Annotated in this window: 18 protein-coding genes; 6 read left to right on the top strand and 12 right to left on the bottom strand. The window is 68.8% G+C overall.

Annotated elements, in window-relative coordinates; translation table 11 throughout:
* Positions 1–58 precede the first annotated feature (58 nt).
* From OXM58_18215 to tpiA, 7 genes are all read right to left on the bottom strand, one after another.
* Entirely contained in the window at positions 59–1,093 is a 1,035-nt protein-coding gene (locus OXM58_18215; GenBank protein ID MDE0150296.1) for a TRAP transporter substrate-binding protein, read from the bottom strand.
* 179 nt (positions 1,094–1,272) lie between these two features.
* Positions 1,273–2,061: a PhnD/SsuA/transferrin family substrate-binding protein gene (locus OXM58_18210; GenBank protein MDE0150295.1), complete on the bottom strand. Its 789-nt coding sequence runs from the start codon at positions 2,059–2,061 to the stop codon at positions 1,273–1,275.
* A 267-nt stretch (positions 2,062–2,328) separates the two neighbouring features.
* Entirely contained in the window at positions 2,329–4,878 is a 2,550-nt protein-coding gene (locus OXM58_18205; GenBank protein MDE0150294.1) for a CoA transferase, read from the bottom strand.
* A 157-nt stretch (positions 4,879–5,035) separates the two neighbouring features.
* On the bottom strand, positions 5,036–5,449 hold the full coding sequence (locus OXM58_18200) for a rhodanese-like domain-containing protein (protein MDE0150293.1): 414 nt from the start codon (positions 5,447–5,449) through the stop codon (positions 5,036–5,038).
* Positions 5,450–5,610: 161 nt separating this feature from the next.
* A complete protein-coding gene (locus OXM58_18195) occupies positions 5,611–6,012 on the bottom strand; it encodes a type II toxin-antitoxin system VapC family toxin (GenBank protein MDE0150292.1) in 402 nt (133 codons plus the stop codon).
* Positions 6,012–6,254 carry a hypothetical protein gene (locus OXM58_18190; GenBank protein MDE0150291.1) on the bottom strand — a complete coding sequence of 81 codons (243 nt, stop codon included), beginning with the start codon at positions 6,252–6,254 and terminating at the stop codon, positions 6,012–6,014. The genes OXM58_18195 and OXM58_18190 overlap by 1 nt, the downstream gene beginning before the upstream one ends.
* A 184-nt stretch (positions 6,255–6,438) precedes the next feature.
* Entirely contained in the window at positions 6,439–7,182 is a 744-nt protein-coding gene (tpiA, locus tag OXM58_18185) for a triose-phosphate isomerase (GenBank protein MDE0150290.1), read from the bottom strand.
* Between the two features lie 283 nt (positions 7,183–7,465).
* On the opposite strand from tpiA, the gene OXM58_18180 reads away from it, so the two are divergent.
* From OXM58_18180 to lexA, 4 genes are all read left to right on the top strand, one after another.
* Positions 7,466–9,379 (top strand): SurA N-terminal domain-containing protein, encoded by a 1,914-nt coding sequence (locus OXM58_18180; GenBank protein ID MDE0150289.1) that lies wholly within the window; start codon positions 7,466–7,468, stop codon positions 9,377–9,379.
* A gap of 37 nt (positions 9,380–9,416) precedes the next feature.
* Entirely contained in the window at positions 9,417–9,911 is a 495-nt protein-coding gene (gene moaC / locus OXM58_18175) for a cyclic pyranopterin monophosphate synthase MoaC (protein MDE0150288.1), read from the top strand.
* A complete protein-coding gene (locus OXM58_18170) occupies positions 9,908–11,134 on the top strand; it encodes a molybdopterin molybdotransferase MoeA (GenBank protein MDE0150287.1) in 1,227 nt (408 codons plus the stop codon). The genes moaC and OXM58_18170 overlap by 4 nt, the downstream gene beginning before the upstream one ends.
* Before the next feature lie 124 nt (positions 11,135–11,258).
* The gene (gene lexA / locus OXM58_18165) at positions 11,259–11,972 is read left to right on the top strand and encodes a transcriptional repressor LexA (protein MDE0150286.1); all 714 of its coding nucleotides are present in this window, start codon (positions 11,259–11,261) and stop codon (positions 11,970–11,972) included.
* A gap of 46 nt (positions 11,973–12,018) precedes the next feature.
* Here lexA and OXM58_18160 read toward each other — a convergent pair whose 3' ends face one another.
* On the bottom strand, positions 12,019–12,450 hold the full coding sequence (locus OXM58_18160) for a hypothetical protein (GenBank protein ID MDE0150285.1): 432 nt from the start codon (positions 12,448–12,450) through the stop codon (positions 12,019–12,021).
* Positions 12,440–13,090, bottom strand: a complete 651-nt coding sequence (locus tag OXM58_18155; protein MDE0150284.1) for a hypothetical protein — start codon at positions 13,088–13,090, stop codon at positions 12,440–12,442. The genes OXM58_18160 and OXM58_18155 overlap by 11 nt, the downstream gene beginning before the upstream one ends.
* A gap of 161 nt (positions 13,091–13,251) precedes the next feature.
* On the opposite strand from OXM58_18155, the gene OXM58_18150 reads away from it, so the two are divergent.
* Positions 13,252–14,076 carry an FkbM family methyltransferase gene (locus OXM58_18150; protein MDE0150283.1) on the top strand — a complete coding sequence of 275 codons (825 nt, stop codon included), beginning with the start codon at positions 13,252–13,254 and terminating at the stop codon, positions 14,074–14,076.
* A gap of 97 nt (positions 14,077–14,173) precedes the next feature.
* Here OXM58_18150 and OXM58_18145 read toward each other — a convergent pair whose 3' ends face one another.
* Together OXM58_18145 and OXM58_18140 are read right to left on the bottom strand one after the other, a co-directional pair.
* Positions 14,174–14,962 (bottom strand): glutathione S-transferase family protein, encoded by a 789-nt coding sequence (locus tag OXM58_18145; protein ID MDE0150282.1) that lies wholly within the window; start codon positions 14,960–14,962, stop codon positions 14,174–14,176.
* A gap of 43 nt (positions 14,963–15,005) precedes the next feature.
* On the bottom strand, positions 15,006–15,578 hold the full coding sequence (locus tag OXM58_18140) for a VOC family protein (protein MDE0150281.1): 573 nt from the start codon (positions 15,576–15,578) through the stop codon (positions 15,006–15,008).
* A 124-nt stretch (positions 15,579–15,702) separates the two neighbouring features.
* Here OXM58_18140 and OXM58_18135 point away from each other — a divergent pair, with 124 nt between their 5' ends.
* Positions 15,703–16,716: an NAD(P)H-quinone oxidoreductase gene (locus OXM58_18135; protein MDE0150280.1), complete on the top strand. Its 1,014-nt coding sequence runs from the start codon at positions 15,703–15,705 to the stop codon at positions 16,714–16,716.
* A gap of 57 nt (positions 16,717–16,773) precedes the next feature.
* On the opposite strand, the gene OXM58_18130 is transcribed toward OXM58_18135, so the two are convergent.
* A complete protein-coding gene (locus tag OXM58_18130) occupies positions 16,774–17,787 on the bottom strand; it encodes a quinone oxidoreductase (GenBank protein MDE0150279.1) in 1,014 nt (337 codons plus the stop codon).
* Positions 17,788–17,823 lie beyond the last annotated feature (36 nt).

Raw genomic sequence — 17,823 nt, 5'->3', positions numbered from 1 at the left:
CGCCGGCCCCCATACCCTGCTCGCAAATTTCAGGGCGCCGGGCGGGGCAGGTCAGGCGTCACTTGGCGCCGCGCGCCGCCTCGATGGCGGCCAGCACCTCCCTGTAAAGATTGACGCCCTTGGCATTGGCCTTGTCGTGCTTCGCGACGATGGGCGCGAGCAGTTCCCGGGCCTTCGCAACGGTCGCCTGATCCCATTTATGGATCGTGTGGCCGCCGCCGGACCGGAGCTTCTTCACCGCACCGTCGCGCTGACTGTCGAGACCCTCTCCGAGGATACGGGTCAGCCATTCGCCGGAATACTTGTCGAAGGCCGCTTTCGCCTTGGCCGGCAGTTTCTCGTAGGTGTCGCGGCGCATCGGGAAGATCACCGCGACCGATCCGAGCTTCAGGTCGAAATTGTGATGCTGTGCGGCGTCGGCGATGCGAAACGTGTAGACGTTGCTTGCCGACATCAGCGTCCCGTCGATCACGCCGCGGCTGATGTTCGGGGCGATCCCCGGGGCGGGAATGTTGCCGACCGGAACGGCGCCGAGCCGCGACACGATCTCGCTCTGGATCGGACCGGCCGCCCGCAGCCGCAGTCCGGCCAGATCCTTGATCGACCTGATGGGTTTGGTCGCCGAAACGCCGTACGGACCGGAAATGATGACCCCGACGAGCATCAGGTCGTCGAAATCCGAAAGCAGACCCTTTTCGTACAGCTTCCAGGCCGCCAGCCCGGCCTCGGCATTGTTCTTCACCAGGAACGGGAGTTCGAAGATCGACAGTTCCGGAAAGCGCCCCGGCGAGTAGGCAACGACGACCTCGGCGATGTCCGCGACCTTGTTTTCGACCATGGACAGCTGCTGGACCGGGCCCTTGCCCAGGGTGCCGCCGGCGTAGAGCTCGATCTTGAGCGTACCGCCGGACGCTTTCTCCACCGCCTTTGCAAACGCCGGAACCGCCACTGCATTGTTCGTGCTCTTCGGCGAAACGAAGCTCGCCCAGCGCAACGTTGTCACCTTGTCTTCGGCAAATGCGGCCGGCGACACAGCAGCGCCCGCCATCGCCGCGACGCCGAACGCCAACGCCGTGAATTTCAGCCTGTACATTTTTCCCTCCCGATCGGTTGGACAGATTCCTGTTTCCAAAGGATTTCTCCGTGACCTCCGCGTCTGTTTCCGTGAAATAGCATATACACGAATAGCGTAGCCGTGGCAGCCGCAGACGCGGCCGGGCGGAGTCCGCCGATCCGCCGCTGGCCCGACGAACCGGCGGCGAGTCTCGTGCATTACGCCGGCCGTTCGTATCCCTTTGCGGTCGCTTCCCGGTTCCAGCGCTCGGTCGCCTCGTAGAATCCGGCTTCCGGCAGGACAAATCTCCTTATGGCCAGATCGTCGAGGATTTTCCGCGCAGCCGGCTTCAGATGGACCCGCACCGCCGCGCGCCGCAATTTTTCGAGTTCGCCTTCCAGTATTCCCGCCGACGCGACGAAGGGCGGAATCGGCGCAGGCTCGGTTACCGCGATCGTGCGCAGCCTCGCCGCAAGTTCCGGCCGATGGCGTTCGAGCAGCATATGGAAATAGCCGTCCACGGGACCGACATCGATCTCGTCGTCGAGCAGCGCATCGACAATTCCCATCGGCGACATGTATGAGCCGCGGCTCTCGGAAAACAGGGGTTTGCCCGTTTTCAGGAAATGCGGCAGCAGCATTCGTCTCGGCGCATTGTAGCCCGAATGCGAATGTTCGGTGGTCCAGCCGATCCGGCGCCCGAACAGCTCCTCGAGCGTAGCCGCCGCCTCGTCGCGCCGCACGACCATGTCGGTCCAGTAGAGCGGCCGGTCCCCGCAATAGGGATGATCGGGAACCGGCGCGGCGACCAGACCGGGCTGCGGTTTCGCGCGCCAGAACGGCCAGCCGCACATCTGCACGAGGCCCATGTCGGGGCGGTTCCACAGGTCCGCCATGGGCGCCGGAGCGGCATGGTCCAATATTTCGAGGGAAACCCCGGAATCGTCCGAGATGTGCGTCACCAGTTCGTTCCAGAGCCGGCGGCACCGCTCTCCCACCCCATACATTCTGGTATTGGCAATCAGCTGCATCACGCGACCGCCGAGGCCGGAGAAATTCCCGGGATTCGCCACTCTAGTCCGATCTCCCGGATGGATCAATTCGACCGGGCGACGGGTGACGTGCGAGTTCGTGTATCGGCGCCGGGAGTGAGAAACCGGTCACAGGGGTGACACTATGGACCGGTTACATGGGTAACAGGGTTTTCGGTTCGTTTCGCATCCGGGCGGCCCGGCCGGGCCATCATCGGGAAGAGCGGGGACCGCCGGCCCCCTTCACGTCGGCAGGTAGCGCGGCAGGACGGCCCAGCCGTCCCGGGCGGCGCCGCTCGCCATGAGGCCATCTATCTCCTCGTCCGAATGCCCCGCCCCGGCAAGCACTTCTGCGGTGTGGGCGCCGGGCGGGGGCGCCGGGTCGAGATGCCGGACGGCCGCCGCTTCGGGGCGCACCCAGGTCGGCAGGGGCAGGGTCGTGGGATGGCCGGAGGGATGCGGGCCTCGGCGCAGGGTTATGGAGCCGCTGCTCATCCAGTTGGAGCGCCCGTCCGCTGCCTCCGCCGCGTCCACCGTGCGGTCGGCGCGGATGTCGGCGAGCGTCCGGAGCGCAGCCGCCCCGGCGCCCGGCAGCTCCGCGAGCCGGGCATGGATCTCCGCGGTCGGAAGCCTGCGCACGGCATCCGCGATCGCATCCGCCGAGCCGTCCGCCGCCCCGAGCGCCCCCCCAAGCGCTTCGGCGAGCCGGGCGGCGTCGCCGGGGCGGCAGCCGATCCAGGCCCAGCCGTCGGCCGTCTCGTAGAGGCGCTGTTCGGGGCCTTCGCCCGTCGCCTGCTGACCGGACGGCTCCGCGCCCGGGCCGATGCCGTCCCAGGCGACCATGTGGGGGAACTGGACCAGTTGCGCGGCCATCGCGAGCGAGGTGCGGACATAGCTGCCGCCCTGCCCGCGCTGCCGGGCCAGCAGCGCCTGGGCGATGCCGGCCGCCGTCGAGAAGCCGGTGATATAGTCGACGCAGGAGGCGATGGCGTGCATGACCGGCTTGTCCGGCCCGTCGCCGTACCGCGCCATGATTCCGGTCGCCGCCTGGAGCACGGGATCGAAGGACGGATCGTCGTCCCAGGGGCCGGGCGCCATTCCCGTCCACCCGCCAATCTGGGCGGAGACAATGGCGGGGTTGATCGCGGCAAGCTGATCGTGCGCGATGCCGAGGGACCGGGCGGACCGGTCGAGAAAGTTGTGCAGGACGACGTCCGCGCCCGCGACCAGCCGCGCAAGGACGGCTTTCCCGGCATCGGACTTGAGGTCGAGCACCGCGGCGCGCTTGCCCTGGTTGACGTCGACACCGAACCACATGGTCGCGTACGGCCCGGCCTGGGGCGCCGGCGGATCGATCCGGATGACGTCCGCGCCGTGTTCGGCAAGGGTGCGGCCGGCGGCGGGGCCGGCGACGATGTTCGAGAAATCGAGTACCCGGACGCCTTCGAGCATTCCTTGCGACGGTAAATCTGCGTCCGCGTCAGGCCCCGTGCCCGCGGGGTCCGGCCGTTCCATCGGCGGGGCCAGCCAGGCGAAATCTTCCGCGGCGGCCCTGCCCGCCCGGAGCCCCGGCGAGCGGACCGCCGCGTTCTCGATCGACAGGAACCGCCCCGGCTGGCGCACCGGGCCCCGGACCGGATCGTCGAGGTCGGCGGTGATCCCGGCCTCCAGGACGGCCGGGTCGGCCAGCCATTCGGCGCTCGTCCGGACCATCGACGCCGGCACGTTGGCGGCCCGCATTGTCGCCTCCCATTCCGCCGCCGGGCGGGTCTTCACCGCCTCCGCGATGAGTCCGATCAGCCGCTTGCGCCACGCCGGGGTCAGGCTCGCCGCCTTGTTCACATTATTGCCGGCGTCGTGCTCCGTGTAGGGGGTCTCGCTCACCATCCCCTCGGCAATGACCCGGTCGTAGACGCCGATGGCCTGGAGGAAGGCGCGGTTCTGGTAGACGTGGTCGGGGGCGCAGACGAAGAGGATCCGCCCGTCCGCGCATTCGTAGAAGTTGATCGTCGGGTTGGCGTGGCCCCGGACATACTCCGCGATCCCGGCGACATGGTCTTCGCTCATGCCGCCGCGCAGGTCGCGCAGCGCGGGAAACACGAGATCCAGCACCGCGTTGTCGATCGGCGGGAAGTTGTAGCGCGCGGGCTGGCCCTCGATCTTGCAGGTGAGCAGCGCCATGGCCGCCATCACGCAATCGGCCAGCGGCACCTCGATATGCTGGCCGCGGCCGGTGCGCTGCCGCCGGTAGAGCCCGAGCGAGGCGGCGAGGCTGCCGAGCACGCCGCCATAGGCCGACGCCATGGGGATCGCCGTGTAGACCGGCCTGCCGAGCAGGGCGCCGAGGGGGCTGATGTCGGAATAGACGCCGACGGCGGCGCAGACGGTCCCCTCCCAGGCCGGGACGTCGCGCATCGGATCGCCCGCGGCAAAGCCGGGCAGGGAGATATGGACGAGGCCGCTGCCTTCGCCGCCGAGCGCGGCGTAGTCGAGCCCGAGCGCGGCGGCGGCGCCGGGGCGCATATTCTCGATCGCAACGTCCACCTCCGCGGCCCGGTCGCGGCAGAGGCGCTGCGCCGCTTCGTTCTTGAGGTCGAGCTCGACCAGGCGCTTGCCGCGGTCGAGCAGCGGGTCGACGGCGTGGCTTTCGCGGCCGGGCCGGACGATCTCGACCACGTCCGCCCCCTGGTCGGCCAGCAGCATGGCGGCCACCCGGCCGGGCCAGCGCGTGCCGAGATTGAGGACGCGAACGCCCGCCAGCGGCGCCGCGCGATCCGGTGCATCGGTGGTCATGTACGCCCTCCTCCCCCGAAATCGGCGAAACCTGCGGCGGAGTCCGCTTCTGCAGGCCGCCGGCGGGTCCGAACCCGTGTAGGGGAGGGTTTGAAACCCTCCCCTACGATCTCTCTGCCCGAACCGAAATCCGGGCCGATCAGCAGTGTTCCGTCCCCTACCCCTGCTTCGGCGCGGGCTGCGGTTTTTCCTCGACCGGGCCGCCGGCCTTCTTCCAGCCCGTGAAACCGCCGTCGATATGGGCGACGTTGGTCAGGCCCATCTCCAGCATCGCCTTGCCGGCGAGCGCGCTGCGCCAGCCCGCGGCGCAGTAGAACACCAGTTTCCTGTCCGTCGCGAAGACCTCGCGGTGATAGGGGCTGTCCGGATCGACCCAGAATTCGAGCATGCCGCGCGGCGCGTGGACCGCGCTAGGCACCGTGCCCTCGCGCCACAGTTCGCGGATGTCGCGGATGTCGACGAGCTGAATCGAGTCGTCGCCGAAGCGGGCGATGGCGTCCTCGACCGTCCAGGTCTCGACCCGGGCGTAGGCTTCCTCGACCAGGGCCTTGATGCCTTTCGTCACCGGCATGGCTGGGTTCCTTCGTTGCTGGCTGTTTGCGGGATTCGGTCGCTGAATATTCGCCGGCCATCATGGCGCGGCCCGGCGCGCGGTCAACCGGATGAAGGCCGCGGCCTGCATTGCCTTTCGCCGCGGCGGAGCAACCGAATGGCCCGAAGCACGGCGCCGGCTCAAGCCAATGAAGGCAGACCTTCGGACGCCGCTGCCGCGTTCAGGCGCCGGTCCAGACTCGCCAGCGCACAGCCTTCGCGGATCGCAAGCGCCAGATAACTCGCATCGTAGGCGCTCAGGCGGTGGGCGCGCGCCAGCGCCATGACCTCCCGGTCGTCGGTTTCGGCCGGACAGACGATGGGAAGACGGCGCAACCGCGCCATGGAAGCGTCGGCGTGACCGCCATCGATCCGCCCCCGGCGCTCGGCCGACAACAAAAGGTTGCGCAACTCGTGCCAGAAGACGGCGGGCACCTTCGCCGTCTCCGCGCCCAACCGGTCCAGCGCAAGCTCGGCCAGCGCTGCGTCCTCGTCCGGCAGCAGCCAGGTGGCCGCCACCGAGGCGTCAGAGACGAACGCCATCAGTGCGCGTGTCCCTCGTGACGCCAGGACAGGATCTCGGCCGTCGTCACCGCCTTCTGCTTCGCCCGCTCCTGGCGCAGCGTCGCGCTGAGCGCGGCATGTTCGCCGGCGTCGGCGATTCGCGTCACATGCGCGACCGGTTTCGCGCCGCGGCAGATCACCAGGTCCTCGCCGGCCTCCACTGCTGCCAGGAGCGCGGAAAGGTGGGTCTTCGCCTCTCCGATCTTCACATGTCGGGTCATGGTGTCTCCGATTCTTGCCCGGCCCGGTTGCAAACGGCGCCGCGGACCTCCGGCTCAACGTGGGAGATTAACTCCGGCAAGGACTTGGTCAAGCGGTTGGTCGGATACCGGGATCGCCGGATTCCCGTCGCGTACCGCCGTTGAAAGGCGCCGCGGCGGTCCGCAGTCAAGGGCCTGCGGGCCCCTACCCCGCCGCGCGGATGATTTCGCCGAAGGCCTGCGCGTCCAGGCTGGCGCCGCCGACCAGCAGGCCGCCGACCCCGTCGGCCGCCAGGATCTCGGCGGCGTTGTCCGGGCTGACCGAGCCGCCGTACAGGATGGGGCTCCCTTCGCAGTCGCGCTCCATCGCTTCGAGCACGCCGCTGAGGATATCGTGCATCCTGGCAATGTCCTCGACCGTGGCCGCCTTGCCGGTGCCGATCGCCCAGACCGGCTCGTAGGCGAGCATCATCGGCCCATCGGCGTACGGGACCGATCCGAAGACCTGGTCGACGACCGCATCGTCGCCCAGTCCCCGTATGCGTTGCGCCCGGGTCTCGCCGACGCAGACGATCGGGATCAGCCCGGCGCGGAACGCGGCTTTGGCCTTTTCGTAAACGGTCTCGCTGGTTTCGCGGCGGCCGTGGCGGCGTTCCGAATGGCCGAGGATGACGTAGCGGCAGCCGAGATCGGCCAGCATGGCGGCGCTTATGCAACTGGTATGGGCGCCCGCTTCGGCCTCGTGGCAATCCTGCCCGCCGAGCGCGACCGGCGATCCGGCGAGCGCGCCGGCAACCGCGTCGAGCGCGGTGAAGGGCGGGAAGACCGCGACCTCGCAGGAGTCGGACGCCGCGGCGGCGGCAGCGGCCGATTCCGCCAGCGCGACGGCCTCGGCGCGCAGGCCGTTCATCTTCCAGTTGCCGGCGATCAGCGGCTTGGTTTTTGTCATCTCGCGACCGGATTTAGCAGGGGCAGCCCGCGCATGCCAGACTCCGGATCGGCCGGCGCCGCCCGCGTGTCCGCCCGCACGGCCGATAAGCCGCCCCGCCGTGCCGAATTGGGCCGTGCCGAATTGGGCCGTGCCGAATTGGGCCGCGCCGAATTGCATCGCGCGGATGTGAACGGGTCCGCTTGCCAGCGCTGCGGTCGCATCCCTACATTGCCGGCAGACCCGGCGCAGCCGCCCCATCCCTTCCGGGCGCGCCCGCGCACAACAACCGGACCCGGCGATTATGCTGCAAGACATCCGCAGGGGCGCCCGATCCTGGCTCGGCATCGTTCTCGCCTGCATCCTGATTCCGCCCTTCGCCATCGTCGGCGTGGAATATGTCTTCCGCGACGGCTTCAACCGCGCCGAAGCGGTGATCACGGTCGGCCAGCAGGAAGTCCTCGGCCGCGAGTACGAGCGCGCCTTCCGCCAGCGGCTGGACGCGCTGAACCGGCGCAGCGGCGCCAGCGTCGACTACCGGACGGCGAAGTCCATGGGCGTCGTCGATATCGTCGCCGAGAGCTTCGTGAGCGAGGCCCTGTTCCGGCAGGCGACCCGCGACGAAGGCATCCTGGTCGGCGATCCGGTGGTCCGGGAAGCCGTGCGGGCGATGGATGCGTTCAAGGGCGTGGACGGCAGGTTCGATCCGCAGCTCTACCGGCGCGGCCTCGAATCCGCGCAGATGAGCGAGCCGGAATTTCTCGACGCGCAACGGACCGAACTCGCCGCGCAATATCTCTCCGAGAGCATCGGTGGCCTCGAGACCGCGCCGGCAGCGATCGTCGACACCATCGACCGGTATCGCAACGAGAAGCGCCGCGCCACCTTCTTCACCCTGCGCGCCAGTTCGGTGACGGAACTGCCGAAGCCGACGGCGGCCCAGCTTGCGGAATTCTACGACAGGCACAAGGCGCGCTACACGCGGCCGGCCAACCGCACGGTCTCCGCCCTGATCGTCCTGCCGGAGGACGTGTTCGACCGGATCCCGGTCGCCGACAGCGAAATCCTGGCCGCCTATCAGCGGGACAAGACGAAATACACGAGCCCCGAGAAGCGCACGCTGCGGCAGCTCCTGTTCACGACCGAAGCCGACGCCGGGCAGGTCGCCATGGCGATGGCCGGCGGCAAGAGCTTCGACACGGTGGCGAAAGAGGTCGTCGGGCAGACGCCGCTCAGCCTGGGCACGGTAACGGCCGCCGATCTGCCGCTTCCCGAAATCGCGCAAGCCGCCTTCGCCCGGAGACAGGGCGAGATCACGGAGCCGGTCAAATCGGCGCTCGGCTGGCATGTCATCGTCGTCGACAAGGTCGAGCCGGCGAAGATGACGCCGATCGAGGGCATACGGGCCGACATCGAGGAGGCGATCAAGCGGCGGCGCGCCGGCGACATCCTAGACCGGCTGCGCGAAGACGCCGACGACGGGCTGGGCGCCGATCTGCCGCTCGACAGGATCGCCGGACAGGTCGGGGTGAAACTGCAGCGCATCCCGGCCATCGACAGCCGCGGGCGCAACGCCGCCGGCGAGGCGATCGGCGGCCTGCCGGACGACCCGCGCTTCCTCCAGCGCATCTTCGAGCAGGAGGTCGGACGCGACGACCGCGACGTCATCGAACGGAAGGACGGCGCCTTTTTCATCGTCCAGATCGACAAGATCGCAGCGAGCCGGATCCCGTCGCTGAGCGAAGTCGAGAAACGGGTCGCGCAGGACTGGACCGCCGACGCCCGCACCGGCGCCCTGAAAGTTCGGGCCGACGCGCTGGCGCAGCAGATCCGGGCCGGCCGGAGCATCGAGGCCGTCGCGAAAGAGGCCGGCGCAAGCATCAAGAACAGTTCGCCGCTCAACCGCTACGGTACGACCGGCGATCCCGGCGTTTCCGGCCAGTTGCGCGACGCCCTGTTCAGGGCGGAGGCCAGCGGTGCGGCGGTGGCCGAGCCCGGCGTCAGCGGCTATTCGGTCGCCGTCCTCGCAGCGGTCGAAAACGGCGGCGACGCCACGCAGAATCGCAAGGCGATCCTCGACAACGTGAAAGCGTCGATCGGGCGGGAACTGCTCGAACAGTACGGCGCCCTGCTGCGCCGGACCTATCCGGTCAACATCGACCGGGCCGGCATCGACCGGCTGTTCTCGCGCGCGGCCCAGCGGCAACAGGGCTCCTAGGGCAAACGGCGCGGCGCGTTCGAACCGGGCTGGCAAGATGGCCGATCCAGCGCAGGACTTCACGCATCTCGACGCGCAGGGCGCGGCGCGCATGGTCGATGTCGGCGGCAAGGCGGTGACGCAACGCCGGGCCGTCGCGCGCGGCAGCGTGCGCATGGCGCCGGCTACGCTGGAGAAGATCGAGGCCAGCGCCATCGCCAAGGGCGACGTGCTGGCGACCGCCCGGCTCGCTGGCATCATGGCGGCCAAGCGGACCGCCGAGCTGATCCCGCTGTGCCATCCGCTACCCGTGACCAGCGTGTCCGTCGACCTCTCGACCGACCGGGCGGCCGGCACGCTGGAGATCGCCGCCACGGTGGCCTGCACGGGGCGGACCGGCGTCGAGATGGAAGCGCTGACCGCCGTCTCCGTCGCCGCGCTCACCGTCTACGACATGTGCAAGGCGATCGACCGCGGCATGACCATCGGCGACATCCGGCTGGAGGAGAAGTCCGGCGGCCGCTCCGGCGACTGGTCGCGCGGATCCCCATGATTCCGGTGGCCGAAGCCCGGTCGCGGATCGTCGGCCGGTTCGCGCCGCTGCCCGCCGAGATCGTGCCGCTCTCCGCCGCCGCCGGGCGCGTGCTGGCGCAGGACGTCCCGGCGCGCCTGACCCAGCCGCCGCTGGCGGTCTCCGCGATGGACGGCTACGCCGTGCGGGCGGCCGATACACAGGCCCCGGGCGCGCGCCTGCGCGTGGTCGGCGAAGCGCCGGCCGGCCGGCCGTTCGGCGGCGACGTCGGGCCCGGCGAGACGGTGCGCATCTTCACCGGCGGGCCGGTGCCGGCGGGCGCCGATGCGATTCTGATCCAGGAAAACGCCGGACGGGAGGGCGACAGCGTCATCGTCGCCGAACCGGTTTCCGAGGGGCGCTATATCCGTCCGGCCGGCCTCGATTTCGCCGCCAGCGAGGTGCTGCTGCCCGCCGGCCGGCTCCTCCGCCCGCGCGATATCGGCCTCGCCGCCGCGGTGAATGCGCCCTGGCTGCCGGTGGTGCGCAGGCCGGTCGTGGCGATCCTTGCGACCGGCGACGAAATCGTGCTGCCCGGCGATCCGGTGGAACCGGGCCAGATCGTCAGTTCCAACAGCTGGGCGCTGGCCGCCTTCGTCGAGCGGAACGGCGGCACGGCGCAGAATCTCGGCATCGCCGGCGACGACCCCGCCGCGCTGCAGGACGCCGTCCGGGGCATGGACCGGGTCGACCTGCTGGTGACGACCGGCGGCGCCTCGGTCGGCGAGCACGACCTGATCCAGGCGGCGCTCGGCGAGATCGGCCTCAGGGTCGATTTCTGGAAGATCGCCATGCGTCCCGGCAAGCCGCTGATTTTCGGCGCGCTCGAACGGAACGGCGAAAAGACGCCTTTCCTCGGCCTGCCGGGGAACCCGGTGTCGGCGCTGGTCTGCGCCCTCATGTTCATGGCGCCGGTGCTGCAACGCATGCTCGGCCGGCCGGCGGACGGCCCGCCGACCGAAACGGCGATCCTGGGCGCCGACCTCGCGGCCAACGACGAGCGGGAGGACTATCTGCGCGCCACCCTGTCAGCGGACGCCGCCGGCCGGCCGGTCGCGACGCCGTTCGCCAAGCAGGACAGCTCGATGCTCTCGCGCCTGGCCGCGGCCGATGCGCTGATCGTCCGCCCACCCCACGCGCCGCCTGCGTCGGCCGGCGACAGCGTCAATATTATTCCGTTGTCGAAAGACCTGGCCGTGATTTGACCGCCGTCTCAAAGAATACTTGACCGGCTTTTCGAACCAAAGTAGAACAACGTTCAAGTTTTTATTTTGTTCCGTGACATCGGGTGACCAGGCTTCACGGAACCCGCGACGCAGAGAGGTCGACATGCTTACGCGCAAGCAGCACGAATTGCTCATCTACATCAACGACTACATCGCCGAGAGCGGCGTATCGCCGAGCTTCGACGAGATGAAGGACGCGCTGAACCTGCGTTCGAAATCCGGCATCCACCGGCTGATCACCGGGCTCGAGGAGCGCGGCTTCCTGCGCCGCCTGCCCCACCGGGCGCGCGCGCTGGAGGTCATGCGCATGCCGGAGACCGCCGCGGTCGGCACCACGCCGGGCACGCCGGCGCGCAACAGCAAGTTCTCGCCCAACGTGATCGACGGCGGGCGCGGCAACCTGCTCGCCGGCCGGGCGATCGAGGCGGCGAACGACGCCACGGCCCTGCCGCTTTACGGCCGGATTGCCGCCGGCACGCCGATCGAGGCGCTGCGCGACACATCGAACACCGTCGCCGTGCCGCCCAGCATGCTCGGCCGGGGCGAGCATTACGCGCTTGAAGTCGACGGCGACTCGATGGTCGAGGCCGGCATCATGGACGGCGACACGGTGGTCATCCAGCGCTGCGAAAAGGCCGACAACGGCACGATCGTCGTCGCCCTGGTCGACCAGGAGGAAGTGACGCTGAAACGCCTGCGCCAGCGCGGCAACTCGATCGCCCTGGAGCCGGCCAACAAGAAATACGAAACCCGCATCTTCCACCCGGACCAGGTGCGCATCCAGGGCCGCCTGATCGGCCTGATCCGGCAGTTTTAGGAGTCTGTGGCGTTGGCGATGGCCTGAATTTCGCCTGCGCCGGGCCCTAAGGCCGTTCGGGCGCTGCGCCGGTATCGGAAACGCGCGCGGCGACCTCTTCGGTCACCCGGATCAGCGCCTCAACGAGATTCGTGTCGATTTCGGAGGCGCCCTCATATTCGGCGATGTTCCGTTTGCGGTGCGCCTGGTCGAGCACCCGCCATTTTTCGTTCGGAAAGTCGAGGGTGTGGCGAAGGCATTGAAACACCAGATACCGGTTGTTCGAACGATAGCCGGCCATACGCAACGCTGCCAGGGACAGGGCGTGGGCGGCGTTGTAGGCCAGATCGAACCGCGACTCGAGGTTGAGGTCCGCGTTTTTCGCATCCCGGAGCCGCGCAAATCCCGAACGGATCAGCCCCGAAATTTCGCCCGGCATCGCCGCTTCCGCCTTGAGGCCGCCGGTTCGCACCAGATTGTCGAGATGCTCATTGGCCATCGAGGCTTCCTGCAAGAACGACGGGGCGGCTTTCGAGCACCCGGGTCAAGAATCCGGCTCTGGCCGCGCGCCGGCGGCCGAATTCCTCTGCCGTGTAGAGGGTGGGACCGATGCGCCGGCCAAGCAGATTTTCGGCCGGCGCCAGAGCAGCGTAGACATCCTCCAGGGTCAACCGATCGGACACCAGCAGGAGATCGATGTCGCTCGAAGCCGTATCGGTCTGCCGGGCGACCGATCCGTGGAGCAAAGCCAGGGTGAGTTCGCCCGACAGCGGCTCCAGCGCGCCACGAACGATTTCCTCGATCCCGACGGTCTTGCGCACGATGCCGCAAATCTCGTGAAACAACGGAGAATCGGGGTTCGCCCGGTAGTATTTTCGGTTGCCGACCCGGGACACGACGGCGAGGCCGCTGCCGGCGAGCCGGGCGAGTTCGCGCTGCACGGCGCCGTGACCCGAACCGGCCAGGGCGATGATTTCGTTAACGAAGAAACTGCGGTCCGGCTGGCCGAACAGCAGACCGAGTACGCGCTGCTGGGTCGCGGTGAACAGCGCGCCGGCGAGGGCCGAAACGCCCGGATTGCCGGCACCGCGGTTCCGGTGCGGCGCAACCGTATCCGGATACTCAAGTTCTATACCCATATCAGGGATAATAGTACCCGAGAAAGGTACTTTCAAGCCGACTCCCGTCGCACCGGCGGCAAAATGACGAGGCGGGATCGGCCGGGCGCCGCTTCGCCGGCGCCGGTTAGCCCCTACAATGCCGCTCCACAGGCACGGCCGCGAAGGATGACCGATCCTCCATGACCGCCATCGTCGACGATACCAGCCCCTTCTGGGCCTATCGCCCGAATGCGGTGCAGCGCCGTCTGTATCGTTTTACGGCGGACGTTTACCGGTACGGCTGGATCGGCAAGCGGATTTTCGGGCGTCTGCGCTGGCTCGACCGGGCGCTCGCGTCGGGCGGAATCGCGGATGTCGAGCGCTTCGGCCTGCGCTGGCGCCTCTATCGTACGGGCAACGTCTCGGACAGCCGCCTGCTCCTGCGCCCCGACAGCTTCGATCCGGTCGAGACGAACCTGCTCTTGCAGCGGGCGCGGCCGGGCTTCGCTTTCGTCGATGTCGGGGCCAACTGCGGCTTCTACGCACTCCGGGTCGCGGCGGCCGGCGGCCGGGTCGTCGCCATAGAGCCGCATCCGGAGATGGTCCGCCGGCTGCAGTTCAATGCCGCGCTGAACCCGGATTCCCCGCTGCGACTCCTGCAATGCGCCGTCGGCGACCGGACGGGAGAGATCCGCCTTGCCGAGGATTCGCGCAATCTCGGCCGGACGCGGATCGACGATGCCGGCACGGTTGCCGTTGAGATGCGTCCGCTGCTGGACATTCTCGGGGACGAAGGGCTGGACCGGCTCGGCGCCCTGAAGGTCGACGTCGAGGGCTTCGAGGACCGGGTGCTCGTGCCCTTTCTCAGGGACGCGCCCGAAGCGCTCCTGCCCGGGACGATCGTCGCCGAGCACACCTGGAGCGATCACTGGACGGAGGACTGGCGGCAGATCGCCGGCGAGCGCGGCTATCGCGAATGGGCGCGCACGCCGACCGGCAACGTCATCCTGATCCGGGATCCGTGAGGGTCAGAGAAGCGGTCCGGCCACCCGACCGGCGCGGACGATTTGCAGGGGGGGTTGAAACCCGCCCCTACGGCGTCGGGACAACCGTCAACCCGATCTACCCCGCAAGCGCCGCTTCCACCTTTGGGCGCAGTTCGGCGGCGTGGGCATCCATGATGTCCAGGTAGGACGGCTCGACATGGTCGGCGAGGCCGGCGAAGTTGGGCCGGGCCTGCACCGCGTCGTACCAGGCCGCGAGCGCCGGGCGCCGGTCCCAAAGCCAGGACAGGTTGAGATGGTCGAGCCGCACGACATAGGGGGTGAGCCCCGAATCGGCGAGGGAATAGGCGTCGCCGGCGAGCCACGGCCCGCCCGCCGCCAGCGTCATCTCCATCCGTTGAAGCGCACTGTCGTAGACGCGCACGGCGGCGGCGGCCGGCGGCCAGTCCATGCCCATCTCGATGCCCATGCGCTTGCGCTCGCGGCGCGCCGGATCCGGTGTCTGCGCCAGGTTCGCTTCCAGCTCTTCCGGCGTGAGCGCGAGAAACTGGTAGCGGAAGGCAAGCGCGTTCGAGACCGCGCCGCAGGCGGCGTGCAACCCCCGGTCCGGCTCGCTGGCCCAGCGCCGCATCGCCGCCCGCTCCGCCGGGTCGGCCGGGCGCAGCGGCGGCTCGGGAAAGGCCTCGTCGAGATATTCGCAGATCAGAGTCGATTCGAAGAATGGAAAGCCGTTATGCACCAGAGTCGGCACAACGCCCAGCGGGTTGAGCGCCATGTAGGCGGGCGCGAACTGGTCGCCCTTGCGCAGGTTGTAGTGATGCTCGACCGGCGCCAGCCCCTTTTCGCGCAGCACCAGCCGGACCTTGGCCGAGCACACGCTCATGTTGTTGTGGTGCAGTTCTAGCATCGCGTCACCGCCCGATCCGCCGCAGACAGCCCGCCCCGCGGCCTCAGACCGGCAGGCCGGCCGCGCGCAGCTTCTCGCCGAATTCCGCGCGCCATTCCTCGGCCGGCCGGAAGGTCGGTGAGTCGCCGTAGGCCGACCGGGTCCGGTCGTGGATCTCGTCGTCGCTCATCGACAGATCGAGCGGCTCGATCAGCGGCTGTTCGACATACCAGGGCGAATCGACGAAGACCTCGATGCGGTTGCCCTCCGGGTCGCGGAAATAGAGCGACCAGGCGTTGCCGTGGTTGATCGGGTCGATCTGACTGACCTCGGACTCGTCCTCGAGGATGTCCGCCATGTCGCGCAGGTCCTGGAGCGAACCGGCGCGCAGCGCGACCTGGTTGACGACCCGCGCCTCCGGGCCGCCGGTGCGGCCTTCGGCCAGGATGATCTGGTGATGCTCCTTCGGGTCGCGGCTCAGGAACACGATGGGCGCGCCGCGCGCGATGCCGCGGTCAGTCGCCACGAAGCCGAGCACGCGGGTGTAGAAGGCCTCCATCTTCGGCAGGTCGTGAACGTAGAAGCCGACATGGCTGAAGCTGAGATTGGCGGGGGGCCCGGGAATTGATTGGGGCATGGTCCGGCTCCTCGATTGCCGCGGCCAGTGTAGCGGGCGGGTGCGCCCGATCAAATGCTGATTCCGCAGCGGCGATCTGCTATCGGTCGCTGCATCCCCGTTCAACGACCGCGAGACCGCGCCGATGACCGCCCTGCCCGCCGGCCTGCCCGACACGATGACTGCGATCGAGATAACCGAGCATGGCGGACCGGAGGTGCTGAAGCCCGCTCGCCGGCCTGTTCCCGCGCCGGGCGACGGCGAGGTTCTGATCAGGACCGCCGCGGCGGGCGTGAACCGGCCGGACCTGGCGCAGCGCGCCGGCAGCTATCCGCCGCCGCCCGGCGCGTCGGACCTGCCCGGCCTAGAGGTCGCCGGGGAAATCGCCGCATTGGGAGACGGGGCGGCGGGAGTCGCCGTCGGCGACCGTGTGTGCGCCCTCGCCCCCGGCGGCGGCTATGCCGAATATTGCGCCCTGCCGGCGGCGCATTGCCTGCCGGTTCCCCGAAGCTACGACATGGTGCGGGCGGCGGCGCTGCCGGAGACCTTCTTCACCGTCTGGACCAACGTCTTCATGCGCGGCCGGCTGCAATCCGGCGAAACCCTGCTGGTCCACGGCGGCGCCAGCGGCATCGGCACCACGGCGATCCAAGTCGCCGCGGCGCGCGGCGCGACGGTGCTCGCGACCGCCGGCACGGTCGACAAATGCGCCGCCTGCGAGGAGCTGGGCGCGGCGCGCGCGATCAACTACCGCAACGAGGACTTCGTCGATATCGTCAACGACATGACCGGCGGCCGGGGCGCCGACGTTATCCTGGACATGGTTGCGGGCCCCTATGTCCCGCGCAACCAGAAGTGCCTTGCCCTGGATGGGCGGCTGGTCACGATCGCCCTGCTCGGCGGCGCGAAGGCCGAGGTGAATTTCGGCCTGCTGATGATGAAACGGCAGACCTTCACCGGCTCGACGCTGCGGCCGCAATCGGTCGGGGCCAAGGCGGCGATCGCAGACGGCCTGCGCGCGGACGTCTGGCCCCTGCTCGAGTCCGGGCGGATCGCGCCGGTCATCCAGGATACGTTCGACCTGAAGGACGCCGCCGCCGCCCACGCCGCGCTGGAGGCCGGGGACCATATCGGCAAGTTCGTGCTGACGGTGGCGTGAAGCGCCGTTCGATCCGCGCTCTCCGGAGCGCCGCTCAGGACGACGGGTCGATCCGGGTCAATCGTCCGACACCCTGAGCAGAACCTTGCCCATATTCTCACGATCCTCGAGCACCCGCTGCGCTTCCGCATAGTCCCCGAACGGCAGGACCCGGTCGATGGTCACCTTCAGCCAGCCTTCGAGAATGCCGTCGAAGAGTTCCCGCGCCTGCGTGCGGACCTCCTCGGCATTGCTGGTGAAATGTTCCAGGTGGCTGCGCGTGAGCAGGACCGAGCCGGCAGCGCCGAGCGCCAGCGGCTCGACGGCGTGAACCTGCCCGGAGACCGACCCGAACAGAATGCAGATGCCGCGCCTGCGGGCGCACTTGATGCTGTCGTGAATGGTCGCGATACCGACCGAATCCCAGACGATATCGACCCCCGCTCCGCCGGTTTCCTCTTTCACGATATCGAGGAAGGACTGATGCCGGTATTCGATCACGACGTCGGCGCCGAGGCTTCGCACGAAGGCGGCTTTCTCGGGGCTGCCGACGGTCGTGAACACCCGGGCGCCCTGGTGCTTGGCGAGCTGGATCAGGATATGCCCGACTCCCCCGGCCCCGGCATGAACCAGGCACGAACTTTCGGGGCCCAGGGTGGTGAACCCGTGGCACTGATAGTGGGCCGTCCCGCCCTGGAGCGGAACCGCCGCCGCCAGCTCCATGGAAACGCCGTCCGGCACCGGTGCGCAGCGCCAGGCCGGAACGGCAACGAATTCGGCATAGGCGCCGATGCCCTCCTGGAAGCAGACCCTGTCGCCGGGCCTGACGTCATCGACGCCCTCGCCGACCTCGCTCACCACGCCGGACGCTTCGAGCCCCAGGGTGAACGGGAATCTCGGCTCGTAGCTGATGCCCGAAGGCCCGGTCGGCCGGGCCTTGTAGACGCCGGTCCTGAGATAGATGTCCTTGAAATTGATGCCGACGTGCGAAACCCTGACGACGACCCAGCCCGGCGCCGCCGCGGGCACGGGCAGGTCGGCCATTTCCATAACCTCCGGACCGCCGAACCGATTGACGATAACCGCTTTCATGAGTGCCTCCACTGTGCAGCCGGACGGGCAATTTCC

Source organism: Rhodospirillaceae bacterium, assembly GCA_028819475.1.
Lineage (GTDB): Bacteria > Pseudomonadota > Alphaproteobacteria > Bin65 > Bin65 > Bin65.
The sequence above is the reverse complement of the archived record's forward strand: the minus strand, read 5'-3'. Positions and strand labels throughout refer to the sequence as shown.